This is a genomic window from Pseudomonas sp. Teo4 (assembly GCF_034387475.1).
Lineage (GTDB): Bacteria > Pseudomonadota > Gammaproteobacteria > Pseudomonadales > Pseudomonadaceae > Aquipseudomonas.
This window is the reverse complement of record NZ_JAXCIL010000003.1, coordinates 19,072-31,096: the sequence shown is the minus strand read 5'-3', so window position 1 is coordinate 31,096 and position 12,025 is coordinate 19,072. Positions and strand designations below refer to the sequence as shown.

Genomic DNA, 12,025 nt, shown 5'->3' with positions numbered 1-12,025 from the left:
CTCACCTTAACGCTGGATCTGCACACGAGACTTGTCGCCGCCGCCTTCACCCCAAATGGTGTCAGAGCCAGTTTCGATCCCGCTTGCGATGTACAACAGGAAAGCACCGCCAAACAGCAGAATGGCAGCCATTGAGATCTTCCCTTGCGCACCATCGGTTTTGTTGTATTTCTTGATCTCGAAGATCGACAGGCCGACCATGATCAAACCACCCAGCGCGAACAAAGCCTGCGCTCCCACCCCCAGGCCGTCAGCTTCAGTGGCTGCGCGACGACCGATTGCACCTACACCCTCGCCGTGAGCAAGCTCGGTAAAGGCCAGCATCGCCATTGCGCTGGTAGAGTAAAAACAAACTTTCGCCTTGTTCCAAAAACCGCGCAGCGTACTCATTACTTTCATAGGATGGTCTCCTTTCTCTATAGAACTTCCCCGAAACCGAAGGTCTCAGAGAACATATTTACTGTACCGACGATGTTGATTAGCGCTACACCAGCCACTAATCGGATAAACGATTTTTTGAAAACCTCATCACTTCCGTTCTGACCACTTCCAATCCGCCGCATACTCATCCAGCCTCGGGCATAGGTGATGTATCCGTAGAACCGGAGGCAAAGAACAATGACCCCAATCAACTCTGAAGTTTGAGCCGGCATATTTGCCGAGCCTTGATAGCTCATGAGGTTCTTCACCGATACCGAGCCACCCCAAAATGAGTCCAAAGCGGTGTCAATACTTGCCGCGAAGTTGAAAAGTGCCACGCCGCAGAAGAAATACATAATCGGCGTGGTCCAGGTCATACCCTGGCCACCCGTCTTATCAACTTGGATTGCTTTAAAAACTGCGTTGCCAGTCAGTACTAGGCCCAGCAAAGCCACAACCGCGTTCAACAGATCCTCCAGTCCGGGGAACTGCTGGGCGAAGCTGGCCAGCATCGTCGAGGCGTCGATCATCTCAGCGGCCTCAGCGGTAGACGACGCCGTTGGACATGATCACTTGCCCTTGGTCTGGATCAATGCGCTGCACGGAGCCAACTCCTGGGATCGTGTCGCCAACGGAAACGCTGATGCTCTCCCCTCCCTTCGTCACGAACCACGCTCGACCTTCGAGCACGGCCTTGAGCGACATGCTGGCAGGCGAATTTTTCTGCTGGCCCGATCCAGCCTGAGACTTCTGAACCTGACGCTGGGGTTGCGGTTGTGGCTTCTTCTGCGAGGCTGCTTGAGAAGTGCTGGACTTACTTGCGGAACTAGGCTTCGGCGCCGGCTTGGCAGCGGTTTTCGGCAGCGACTTCTTGATTTCGTCCAGCGTTTCCTGAATTGCCTTCAACTGAATATCTTGCTGCTCCAACTGTTTTTGAACCTGAGCAATCGAAGCCATTTCCTGGCCCGATGTCGGCACCGGAGCCGCCGTTGCAGCTTGCGGCTCCATCGTTACGTGCGGCTGTATCTGCGCAGCTTGTCCGACCGGAGCAACAGGCTGCTGCATAACCGGTGGTGCCGGCGATTCGGATACCGGCAGCGCGGCCTGCACTTGTGGATCTGCCACATAGTTCTGCGCCTGCTGGTACTGGCCAACCGGCTCCGGCACGGGAGAGGGGGGATTCGGTTGCGGCTGATACCCCTGCCCCTGGTAGCCGTACTGCCCTGCCCCTTGGCCAGAAGGCTGATCGATAGTGATCGGGGCGGTCCCATAACCTTGGTCATTGCTATGGAAGAACCGGGGGCCGAATATCTTGAACAATGCGAGGCCAACAACGAGAGCCGCAACAACGTACATCCCGTAGGTCATCAGTTGACCGTTCTTGTTGCTCTTTTTCTTGTCGGCAGGCGGGGCATCGTCCTCATCGAACTCATTCTGTTGCCCGAGAATATCTTCCTGATCAATACTCATTACTTATTCCCCTCGCCCTTAATTTCAACATCATTCATGAACAGGAAGCAGACGGCAGTTCCCGAGTCGATAGTAATCGTTGGTTTTCTGTTAACCCCATCGGCCAGGCTATCGGCAACTCTTTTACCTACATTCCCAGCCGCAGCAGAAAGAATTTGCGTGTTATCCAAAGCATCGGTTTGGACGACAGTCCCGCTGGGACTCGCTACAAGTTGTTGATTCTGGCCAGCCTGCATAATTGCAGTGCCATATCCTTCTAGAAAAGTTGCAGCGAGGAACAGGCCATAGCGCTGAACCAGGTGATTATCGACATCAGTGGCCAGAGCAGTTCTAGCGGTATTCGGATCGACTGCATAAGCATCGACTTGGACAGATCCATTCACACCAGGAATATTTGCGGTAGTAAAATGCAAAGTTGCTTTTTGGGCGTTTTGACCTGTTTCAATCTTACCGAGCAGCTTGGTACGCTTCAGCTCGCCTTCTTGCCATATCGTGGCAAGAACCGGCCCTGGCTCGTCAGTATTAACTGCAGTATCAACTTGCCCACATTGCAAATCACCAGCCCGGGCGAGCTTCAGCGCTGGTGTCTGCTGCACATTTGAAGCAGCACCGACCTGCCCTTTTCCTCCAACCCCTGAAGCCGTGTTAGCCGTCGCTGTCGAGTAAATATCAAGTGTTTTATGGGAGGAAGGCTCCCAGTTTTTTACTAGCAAACCGACTTGTTGGCTCATAGCCTCTTTGCGGGCCTTGATCGCCTCGTCATTAGCGCGCCTGGCCTCGTCATAACGTTTCTGCGCATCAGCCAGCTGCTTCTCGCGCTCTTCGTTACGACGTCGGACTGCTTCCGGATCTTCCTCCGGCGCCTTTTTCTTTGGCGGCGCAGCATCCTCAATGACGGTCTCGGTTACGCCAGTTCGGACAGTAGGGACCGCGCTGCTGCCGGATTGAACAGCAGCTCGAACATTGTCGGAATTTTCCTGAGCAATGTATGCGTCATACTGAGGGGTAGACTGGGGCATTGGCCCACCACCACTCATGACAGCCGGACCTTGGAGCCCTTGGTAGCTATTGACGTAGCTCGGATCTGCATTGGTTTTCTTGTTGCTCGTGAAGAGCCAATAACCAGCCCCCGCAGCTATCAACATAATCAAAAAAGAACCACCATAGATCAACCTGGTAGGCCCATCACTTAGGGCAACTTTCAGATTATCCAACTTCGAAATCTTATCCGCCATAATCAATAGCCGCTCAGACTGACGTTAAGTGGAGCCCCATTGCTCAGCGCAACAACGACAGGAGTCCGAGGTATCTCATAAACAGCAATTCCATCCGGTGATCGCTGCATAGAAAGATAAGCTGGGGACAAAAGTGCATAGTTCGTCCGCACAAAAAACTTATCTTTGTATTCCCATGCCATCACTTCCGTATTCGAGCTAGTCAGTAGCTTGGCGCCGTCAGGGCCGAATCCCGACAGCATGGTGAGGATTGCAGGCGCGACTCCTTTAGGCAGAGCTGCGGTCGCAATATTGCCGATCCCCTGAACACGGACATCTACTCGATCATCAACTTCCCGCTGACCACTTACCAGAGTCAGTGAAATAGGAACGCTCACGTCAACCAAAGTGATTGATACGTTGCCAAAAGCGTAAGGTGACTTGGGCGAAATCTTCACGTAGTTAGAGCCTGACTTTTCAGCATCCTTTTCCCAGGTGACTGTGAAGTCTTTGTCCCCGCCTCCGATATCGACTGTTTTGACGATTAACGGGTTACCTGCCTGGTCAACAACCATCAGCGTTGTGACAAAACCACTGAATAAGCGGACTACTTGCGGGGTAGCGCCCGGCGAAAGCGACACCGTCACCGAATTGGTGACGATTTTCGGGAAGAATCGCGGGAGGGCCGCAGCTGCTCGCTCAGTATCATCAACCTGCTGCCGTAGGTTCCTGATCTGAGAAGGAGTCAAAGGCGCAGCTTGCTCGACGGCCTGCTGATACGCGGCATCATTGATGTCCGGCAGCGGTGGCAGCGCAGGAATAGCCATCTCCCCCGCGGTGGCAGGATTCTGACCAGGCACACTTTCAGCCGTATCAGCATGCGCTGGGCCCGCCGAAAGGACGAACCAAATCAAGCCGGCTGAAACTTTGACCAGGCGGCTCATCGAAGGTCGCCCCCGAGGTATTGCGCGATCCCCAGCCCATCGCGGCTTTCAAACGGGTTCACCCGGGTGACAAGCAGCGTCACCAGCGTTTTCTGAGTGGCGACGGTTCGCCCACCTTGCCCCCCCTGGAAACTGACGATGAAAGGAACTTCGATCTGCCAGGTCCACACACCGCGGCGCATCCCTTGGTTGGTTACCACCGGTGCAGCAAGGGGCACCGCCGAGGTCACCAGTCGCTGTTTCTTGACTAGGTCCAGATTGCCGGAGCGGTCCAGCGCTTCCATGAACATCGACCAGCCGTCCGGAGTGAAGCACTGCGAGTTGCGCTGCAGCTGCTTCTGCGAGTGCACGAAGTCGTAGCTGTTCGCACCAGCAACACATTCGACTGTCCAGTCCAACAGTTTCTGGGGCGATACAAAGGGTTCGCTCAGCGGAACCATCTGCGTGAGCCTTCCAGTCACCGAGTCCTGGCCGAAGTACTCACGCTCGACGTCACGGGTTTTGACCCAGACGAAAGCACCGCCGGTGACGAAGTTCAGCACAATAGAGAAGATCAGGGCGTTCAGCAGTTTGCCGAAGTATTTCTTGTAGAACTGCAGACGGCTCAGATCCAGGCAGTGCTCGTCATCGCGTGGTGAAGTACCTGACATACCGAACGAACCCCAACGACTTTCATTAGTTGATAGATGCGGAAAATACGCAAAAATACCTTTAGTGTCAACGAATGGACACCGCACTTTTTCCTGTTGTCGGGTTGAGATGCTACTGAGGATGGGGCCGCCCTCAGGCGGCCGATTTGAAATTGACCACGCAGCTGTGGTCGAACGAGGCATCGTCGTCGGCTATCGCCATCATGTCCGCCATTGCCTGGCGGAGCTGCTCCAAGGACGTTGCCGACTCGACAACAAAACCCAGTCCTTTCAGGTAGGTCACAACGAAGTCGACATCGCTGGCCACAATGAAACCAGCCTTCAATGCCCCAAACGCATCGACCACATGCCCCGTGAAGCAGAACACGTTGCTTTCAGGATAGGGCTGGATCTCTGCCGGATAGACGTCTACGTAATCAGTCGGCTCGATATCAGGATGGCGATGAGCGATGAGCTCCAGGATGGAAACGGTCTGTTTCACCTCAGCCAATGAAGTGATCGCCGAGATGTAGAAACCACATTCCCGCATCGACCGAATTGCCTCCTCGGCCGACTGTGCAACGGCGTATCCACTCTTCAGCTCGCCACCGAGCTCTCCTTCAAGGTGCCCACAGAAACTGAACACCTCGTTCTCTGCATAGGTAGAAGACATGTATTCGCTCCCCTACCTGGTTAGCGGGGGCGCAGAGTGCCGTTCTGCGGCGGAGACGGCAGATCAGCCAGATCAAGCTTCGGCCGGTTACTGGTACTGGAAGCCACAGCGAACATACCGCGGCTGACCCCCGTGTTGTCTTTCGGCACATCGAACAACGGCAGCGGACCTTGCATAGCGAACCTCTCCCATACGGCGAAAGCCGCAAAATTGGTTTATGTCGCCTAAAAGCATCGCGGATAGCACAACAAAAGTCAAAATAAGCCATCGGCCCCATATCCATTCACCTTTGCCACCCACGATCCCCCCAGACACGATTTGCCGCCCCATATGCGTTCACCTTTCATGCTCTCCTCCCCAAGCCAACCCCATAAACGTTCACCTTTGGCGGGATTTAGGTCACATGTGGCTGCTTGTTTATGGCCAACGGGAGATCGGCTGCCTGCCCATAAATGTTCACCCTTTAAATAAAAAGTACCCCGCAGACGCCTGTATTTACTGGGGTTTATGCCGCGCTTGATGGCCTCCCCATATTTTTTCACCTTTGCCACCTTCCGCGCCTCATCGGGGCATCGAACGGTGACTCATTTCAGTGGCCTGGTCGGATGCCGACCCGTTGTCAGATCCACAACTCACGCTCAACCCCATAAACGTTCACCTTTTAAGGGGCTACACCTCCTAACCTCCCCATAAACGTTCACCTTTCCCCCGATCCTGGTGCTCGACCAGTAGCCTTCAAATGGCCCCATATGCTTTCACCTTTGCTCAGGAGGCCCCATAAACGTTCACTTCACGCTCCCCACATCCATTCACCTTTCGCCCCACATCCATTCACCTCTCACCCCATAGCCTTTCACCATTGCTCCCCATAAACTTTCACCTTCGCCCCATAAGTTTTCACTTCTCACCCCATATATATTCACCCTCACCCCATAAACGTTCACCTTAACCCCAATAAAACCCTTTAAAATCAAACACTTAGCAGCCTCTAAATATCTGTTTGTTTGTTTAAAAAAGAAACAGACAAACAGACATGGGATCCAATCCAGAAAGTTTTTGTATGTGTGTGAAAATATATTGACTAGAATTTAAACAGCGGTTTAACTACCGCAAAATTCGACCGAGCGGGTACCTGCAACCGGACCGGACCGGAGTGGAGTGGACCTCAAGCACCGCAGCTCGCGAGAGGTTGTCTGTCTGTCTGTTTTGTTCGTTTCTTGATCATTTTTGACTTTCGTCATAGTATCTATGCAGTTTTGGAGGCTTGCAGGGGGGAAGCATGGGCATGCCGGCAGCAACACCGGGGCAAAACGTCCTGGCGCCAAGCGTTCGGAAGCACGCTGGGGCGATTCACATCAAGAACGACATTTCGTGCCTTCAGCGGAAGGCTTGGAACGTCCTGCTGCACAATGCCTACGATGACTTCCCAGACGTGAACCTGCAGCTGCACACCATCCCTGTTCGCGACCTTATGGATCTCGCTGGGTTTGACAGTAAAAACGTCAAATACCTCAAGGACGCCCTTGAGGACATGGTCACCACCAAGATCAAATGGGACATCATCGATCACCAGGGCAAGAGCGACTGGGGTGTGACCACGGCGCTTGCTAGCGCCTCGATCAAAGACGGGATCTGCAGCTATGCCTACAGTCCGCAGCTGCGGACAAAGCTCTACAATCCGGAGTTCTATGCTCGAATTGACCTGCTGATCATCTCGCGCTTCAGCTCAGGGCATGCCCTTGCTTTGTACGAGAATTGCGCTCGCTACAGAGCAATCAATCAAACACCAATCCTCCCTCTCCCCCTCTTCCGTGAGCTGCTCGGTGTGAACAACACTGCCAGCTATGATGAGTTCAAGATCCTCAACCGGGCTGTCATCCAGCCTGCGATCAAAGAGATCAACTCAATATCGGACATCTGTCTTGAGGTCGAGCTGCAGCGTGAGAAGCGCAAGGTCGTCGGTGTCAAGTTTCGCATCCAGGAGAACGTCCAGGGCGCGTTAGCGATCGACTCTCCATCCAGCTTCAACCACGAGCTGCTGCGGAAGTTGCAGGACGATTTCTGCCTGACGGAAACTCAGGCGAAGGAAGCGCTGGCCCTCCACTCTGAGGATCGTATCTCCATCGTTATGGAATACGTCCAGGAGAAGTACACAGAAGGAAAGATCAAGGCCGGCGCGAAAGGCATTGCCCCCTACTTCCTCCGTGTTCTGCGCGATGGAGATGTGAAGCTGGCCAAGACTGGGCTCGACAAGCTTCTGCAAGGCGGGGCTCAGGCTAGTCCCAAAGCCGCTCAGGCTGGTCAACAGAGCCTTCTGCAGGATGACGATGCTGTCCGCCGCGAGTTCAACGCTCAGCGCCGGTCGGAGGTTGAACTGCTCCTTGCTGGTATGGACAGTGAGGTGCGCAATTCCCTCAATGATCAGTTTGCAGCAACCCTGGTTGGGCAGCGCCTCATGTTGAAGAAATGGGCCGAATTCCTCGCCAAAGGTGAAGGTAGTGCCATGGTCGTCAACAACTTCTACATGTTCGTCGCTGAAAAACTGCTGCCTCCTTACGAAGAAGCGCTTGAGCTCTACAGAAAATCGCTTGGTGCGTAAAGGAAAGGGGGCTTCGGCCCCCTTCTCTTTACGCATACCCTTCCCAATCTCCCCTCCCCCACCCTCTCCTTTCCGACCTCCTGTTCTACGATGCACTCCCTCGACCACGTTCAGGCGGAGATGCTGCATGGATGATCTACAAGCAACAACCGTATCGGTTTTCACGGTGAAAAAAACATAGGCATATGCTTGGCACCGGATAGGTGAAAGGATATGGGGGTTGCATGCGAATGTGGTCTTGTTGGCCCTTCTGGCAGCATGAACAGCCCTTTTCACCGTGAAAAGGGCTGCCACATCACTCGCATCAGCTGGTGTCATGTAGGTAAGGTGAAAGAATATGGGGCAAAAAAAAGGGCGCTCATCGCGCCCTTGGTTGGGAAAATCTCAAGCCTCAGATGGTGGATCGAAGTGTTTCTTGATGAGCTCCAGAACCTCCTCCGGATTGACGCCTTTGGGGCAGTCGAGCGTGATCTTCTGCCCTCGAACCTTCAGGTCGGCCAACTCGCGACCTTTCGCGAAGAGCTTAACGGGCACCGGAGGCGCCGGCGGCAAATCACTGCTCTTCCTCACCGAGCTCTTGATCCAAGCAACTGCGGCTTCCTGGGAGAGCTTTCCATCGAAGACGAGTTGCGTAGCTTGGACAACCAGGTCCTTGTGCCCTTCGTCTGCCAATGCCGCCAGATCGGCCACATGCTTAGTGCCGATGAATGCCGGATCGTCTTCAAGCAGTGTGAGAGTCTCTTGCGGCAGCTTGAAGTAGGCCAGGCAGCGACTGATGGTGGCCATGCTTCGACCAACACGGCGGGAAAGCGTCATCTGGTTCTTTACGGCCTTGCTGTCTAGTAGCTTCTTGTAGCTCAACGCACGTTCGAAGTCCGTCAGTGGCTCCTGGGATTCGTTATCTGTGACGGCCAGGACAGCTGCATCTTCGTCAGACAGATCCCGGACATAGGCCTCAATCTTGGTCCATTGCAGGATGTCATGCGCCCGCCAGCGGCGCTCACCACCAACAAGCTCGAAGCGACCATTGGCTTTGGGGCGGACGACGATAGGATTGTTGAGACCGCCGTTGGCCTGGATCGCGTCAGCCAGAAGCTGGAGTGCAACTTCGTTGAAGATCTTCCGTGGCTGATACGGGCTTGGATCAACCATGTCGGTATCGAGAAGCGTGACACCTTCCTTGGCTGGCAGATACTGACCTTCGAGAGGCGCTGCAGGTCCTACAGATTTTTCACCGTGAAAATTCGTCGACTTTTCACCGTGAAAAGTTTCAGCAGGGACACCGGAAGTCTGGGCCTGAGAGTCGTCGAGCAGCCCTCGCTCCGCCAGTATGTCGCTCATCGACCTGCCGAGATTAGCTGCAGGCGCCTCGGCGACGGGGACTCCTTGAATATGGGTTGGTTGGCTAGTCCCGAGTGGGCGCGTAGATTTCATTTCGAAGCCTCCAGGACGTCACGGATACGGGACACTACCTCAGAGAACACGGTGCGGAAAGCGCCGACGGAATTGTCGCTGGCCTGACGCCACAGCGAAACAGGGATGCCTTCCTCAAGACTCTTCGAATAGTCCTCGTTGTGATAAAGCGGGCTCTGCGTCACTTTGCCCGGGAAGAGGGTAGTCAGGCGCTCCAGGTTGGCCTGGATCCGCGGGCGGTTGCGAATGTACATAGTCGGGATCGCAATGATCTCAGGCGACCGCTGGAAGTCCTTGGCGAACTCGCTCAGCCGGAATGCAAGGCGCGACAGGGCTCTGAACGAGAACTTATCCATCCGGATGGGGCAGACCAGGAAATCTGCAGCGACCATCGAGTTGCGAGAAAGCATTGTGCCGGACGGTGCATTGTCCATGATGATCACGTCGTAGCTAGAAAGATCGCAGTGCGGCAGCTTCCCGTTGCGTGCTTGCTCGATGAAGATCGAGTAGCGGAAGTCGCTGCCGTTTGCGTTCCGCAGCACGATATCCATCTCGTCGAGCGTGACTTCGGCCGGAATGAGATGCGGCCCGAATTCGCCAAACGGCTTCTTGATAACCTCTTCCAGCGACAAGGGGGTGTAGGTGCTGCCGACACGCATAAGATTCCCGATGTGCCCGTCTACAGCTCGGGCCCCTGGTACACCGACGTCCTCCAGCTCGGCTGCAGTGAGGTCGGGATCGTAACCCAACATGCTCGTGACATCGGCCTGTGGATCGTTGTCGATCACCAGAGTGCGCAGCCCCATCAAGCTGAACTGTATCGCCAGGTTGCAGGCGGTGGTCGTCTTCGCCGTGCCACCTTTCTGCACGTATACCGAGAGTGTGATAGGTCGAGGGAATGGCTTGATTACGCCACTCTCACGTCTGATCGACGCGATGCGAAAGATATCGTCGAGGGTATAGCCACGTGCTTCGACAGTGCCGCGGGGAATGCGGCGGATGTTGAGATTGTGCTGCTTCTCGATCAGGGCAAGCATGTCCTGGCTTACCTGGATGCACTCTGCCGCGTACTTGCTCGAATAGAACAATTGCTGAAAGTCGGTGAAGGGGTACTGGTCGATGCCGAACTCATTGTTTTCCATTGAAGCGAATCCTTCTCGGGGTTTGTGTGCCTAAAAAGTAGGGCTAACCCCGAGGATTTGCAATACCTGATGCGAAATCCTCGGGGTTTTAGGCTAAAAAAAGGCGTTAAACCCCGAATCGATAGACGGTCAAAGGTGACCTAATCGAGTTTTAGCCTAAACCTATAGGGCTCATGTGACCTAAAAAATGTGCGCTGAGAAGGGCAGGGTAGGGAATAGGTCACAATTGACTTTTGTTTGTTGATCTTTTCGATTTGCTGTGTAGTATAGGTGCACAAGTGCACCGTGGAGAGAATGGCATGACTGCCGAGGAAACCAACGGGGCGTTGCTCCGAAGGCTGATTGAAAAGGCCGGGATGACTCAGCTGGAAGCGTTGGAGCTGGTGAATGTTGGACAGGCCAAGCCGATCGCGGTGAGCACCTGGAAGGCGTACCTGGCGAGTCGGGAAAGCAAACGGTGGCGTGATTGCCCCGAAACGATCCTGGCGCACGCGAAGAGCAGATTGAGCTCTGATAGTCGCGATTCGATAGCAACAAACCAGACAACGGATACGCAGGGTAGGGGACAGTGATGGCAAAACAAGTTGAGATGCCGCTCGATAGCTTCGAACGCGACCTGGTTCAGGGCAGCACGAAGAAGGCTATGTCGGGATCGAAAAGCCGTGATCTCTGGCAGGTGGATCCCCGCGAACTGAAGTTCATGTCGGGCTTTAATGCGCGCACTCCGCGCCCTGGTCTGGAAGCGCATATCCGGGCACTGGCGGACTCGATGAAGTCCGAAGGCTACTACATGGACAAACCCATCGCGGTGTACATCGCTCGCGAAGGTGATCAGGAGGTCAAGTACGTCTCCGATGGCCACTGCCGGACCAAGGCCGTGCTTCTGGCTATTCAAGAAGGCGCCGAGATCGAAACGATTCCTGCGGTACCGGAAGAGCGCGGCGTCTCCCTGGAGGACCTGACCGTAAAGCTGTACCGCAGCAACACCGGTTTGCCCCTGACGCCTTACGAAACGGGCCTGGTTTGCAAACGCCTGATTCGCTACGGCCTAGAGCTCGAAGTCGTCGCCGATCGGATGGGCCTCGGTACTGCCTATGTCGATGGCCTGCTGATGCTCGTAGGGGGACCGAAATCTATTCGTGATGCCGTTATCGACGACCGGATCTCGGCCACTGAAGCGGTCAAGCTGCTGAAGACGCATGGCGACAAGGCCGTCGAGGTTCTTGAGCAGATGCTTGCTGCAGCACAGGCCCAGGGCCGGAACAAAGCGACTGCGAAGCACGCGCCTGGCGCAGCAATCAAGCGAGTGGTGAAGAAGCACTCTGACTCGCTCTACCAGGCTGCTAAGACCGTTCGCCAGGATCCTGGCTATACCTCCCTGGCTGTCGAGACTCGGCTGCTGCTCGATGAGCTGCTGCGTACCCTCGACAGGGCTGAAAAAGATCTGGCGACTGAGGACTCCGACGCGCCTGAAGAGGAACGACAGCAAGCTTAGGTGCTCGCTGTTTTCACCGTGAAAAC

The 12,025-nt window shown here is 54.8% G+C and carries 12 protein-coding genes; 3 read left to right on the top strand and 9 right to left on the bottom strand.

What is annotated here, in order from left to right:
- Nucleotides 1-6 precede the first annotated feature (6 nt).
- The 7 genes from PspTeo4_RS27880 to PspTeo4_RS27850 form a co-directional block, all read right to left on the bottom strand.
- A complete protein-coding gene (locus PspTeo4_RS27880; RefSeq protein ID WP_009684346.1) occupies nt 7-399 on the bottom strand; it encodes a hypothetical protein in 393 nt (130 codons plus the stop codon).
- A 17-nt stretch (nt 400-416) separates the two neighbouring features.
- The gene (locus tag PspTeo4_RS27875) at nt 417-950 is read right to left on the bottom strand and encodes a hypothetical protein (protein ID WP_009684347.1); all 534 of its coding nucleotides are present in this window, start codon (nt 948-950) and stop codon (nt 417-419) included.
- A gap of 10 nt (nt 951-960) precedes the next feature.
- Nucleotides 961-1,890 carry a hypothetical protein gene (locus PspTeo4_RS27870; RefSeq protein WP_009684348.1) on the bottom strand — a complete coding sequence of 310 codons (930 nt, stop codon included), beginning with the start codon at nt 1,888-1,890 and terminating at the stop codon, nt 961-963.
- Complete coding sequence (locus PspTeo4_RS27865) at nt 1,890-3,125, bottom strand: DotG/IcmE/VirB10 family protein (protein ID WP_009684349.1); 1,236 nt, start codon at nt 3,123-3,125, stop codon at nt 1,890-1,892. The genes PspTeo4_RS27870 and PspTeo4_RS27865 overlap by 1 nt, the downstream gene beginning before the upstream one ends.
- 2 nt (nt 3,126-3,127) lie before the next feature.
- On the bottom strand, nt 3,128-4,048 hold the full coding sequence (locus PspTeo4_RS27860) for a DotH/IcmK family type IV secretion protein (protein ID WP_009684350.1): 921 nt from the start codon (nt 4,046-4,048) through the stop codon (nt 3,128-3,130).
- Complete coding sequence (locus tag PspTeo4_RS27855; protein WP_009684351.1) at nt 4,045-4,698, bottom strand: DotI/IcmL family type IV secretion protein; 654 nt, start codon at nt 4,696-4,698, stop codon at nt 4,045-4,047. Before PspTeo4_RS27855 ends, PspTeo4_RS27860 begins: the two co-directional genes overlap by 4 nt.
- A gap of 133 nt (nt 4,699-4,831) precedes the next feature.
- Nucleotides 4,832-5,350, bottom strand: a complete 519-nt coding sequence (locus PspTeo4_RS27850) for a hypothetical protein (protein ID WP_009684352.1) — start codon at nt 5,348-5,350, stop codon at nt 4,832-4,834.
- Nucleotides 5,351-6,629: 1,279 nt separating this feature from the next.
- On the opposite strand from PspTeo4_RS27850, the gene PspTeo4_RS27845 reads away from it, so the two are divergent.
- The gene (locus tag PspTeo4_RS27845; protein WP_009684354.1) at nt 6,630-7,949 is read left to right on the top strand and encodes a replication initiation protein; all 1,320 of its coding nucleotides are present in this window, start codon (nt 6,630-6,632) and stop codon (nt 7,947-7,949) included.
- Nucleotides 7,950-8,333: 384 nt separating this feature from the next.
- On the opposite strand, the gene PspTeo4_RS27840 is transcribed toward PspTeo4_RS27845, so the two are convergent.
- On the bottom strand, nt 8,334-9,290 hold the full coding sequence (locus PspTeo4_RS27840; RefSeq protein WP_015026520.1) for a ParB/RepB/Spo0J family partition protein: 957 nt from the start codon (nt 9,288-9,290) through the stop codon (nt 8,334-8,336).
- Between the two features lie 89 nt (nt 9,291-9,379).
- Nucleotides 9,380-10,504: an AAA family ATPase gene (locus tag PspTeo4_RS27835; protein WP_009684356.1), complete on the bottom strand. Its 1,125-nt coding sequence runs from the start codon at nt 10,502-10,504 to the stop codon at nt 9,380-9,382.
- A gap of 299 nt (nt 10,505-10,803) precedes the next feature.
- On the opposite strand from PspTeo4_RS27835, the gene PspTeo4_RS27830 reads away from it, so the two are divergent.
- Nucleotides 10,804-11,076, top strand: a complete 273-nt coding sequence (locus PspTeo4_RS27830; RefSeq protein WP_009684357.1) for a hypothetical protein — start codon at nt 10,804-10,806, stop codon at nt 11,074-11,076.
- Nucleotides 11,076-11,999: a hypothetical protein gene (locus PspTeo4_RS27825; RefSeq protein WP_023118095.1), complete on the top strand. Its 924-nt coding sequence runs from the start codon at nt 11,076-11,078 to the stop codon at nt 11,997-11,999. The genes PspTeo4_RS27830 and PspTeo4_RS27825 overlap by 1 nt, the downstream gene beginning before the upstream one ends.
- Nucleotides 12,000-12,025 lie beyond the last annotated feature (26 nt).

Coding starts and splice junctions, on each gene's coding strand:
- PspTeo4_RS27845 (WP_009684354.1), top strand. CDS start 6,630: ATGGGCATGCCGGCAGCAACACCGGGGCAAAACGTCCTGGCGCCAAGC.
- PspTeo4_RS27875 (WP_009684347.1), bottom strand. CDS start 950: ATGATCGACGCCTCGACGATGCTGGCCAGCTTCGCCCAGCAGTTCCCC.
- PspTeo4_RS27850 (WP_009684352.1), bottom strand. CDS start 5,350: ATGTCTTCTACCTATGCAGAGAACGAGGTGTTCAGTTTCTGTGGGCAC.
- PspTeo4_RS27860 (WP_009684350.1), bottom strand. CDS start 4,048: ATGAGCCGCCTGGTCAAAGTTTCAGCCGGCTTGATTTGGTTCGTCCTT.
- PspTeo4_RS27830 (WP_009684357.1), top strand. CDS start 10,804: ATGACTGCCGAGGAAACCAACGGGGCGTTGCTCCGAAGGCTGATTGAA.
- PspTeo4_RS27855 (WP_009684351.1), bottom strand. CDS start 4,698: ATGTCAGGTACTTCACCACGCGATGACGAGCACTGCCTGGATCTGAGC.
- PspTeo4_RS27880 (WP_009684346.1), bottom strand. CDS start 399: ATGAAAGTAATGAGTACGCTGCGCGGTTTTTGGAACAAGGCGAAAGTT.
- PspTeo4_RS27865 (WP_009684349.1), bottom strand. CDS start 3,125: ATGGCGGATAAGATTTCGAAGTTGGATAATCTGAAAGTTGCCCTAAGT.
- PspTeo4_RS27840 (WP_015026520.1), bottom strand. CDS start 9,290: ATGAGCGACATACTGGCGGAGCGAGGGCTGCTCGACGACTCTCAGGCC.
- PspTeo4_RS27825 (WP_023118095.1), top strand. CDS start 11,076: ATGGCAAAACAAGTTGAGATGCCGCTCGATAGCTTCGAACGCGACCTG.
- PspTeo4_RS27870 (WP_009684348.1), bottom strand. CDS start 1,890: ATGAGTATTGATCAGGAAGATATTCTCGGGCAACAGAATGAGTTCGAT.
- PspTeo4_RS27835 (WP_009684356.1), bottom strand. CDS start 10,504: ATGGAAAACAATGAGTTCGGCATCGACCAGTACCCCTTCACCGACTTT.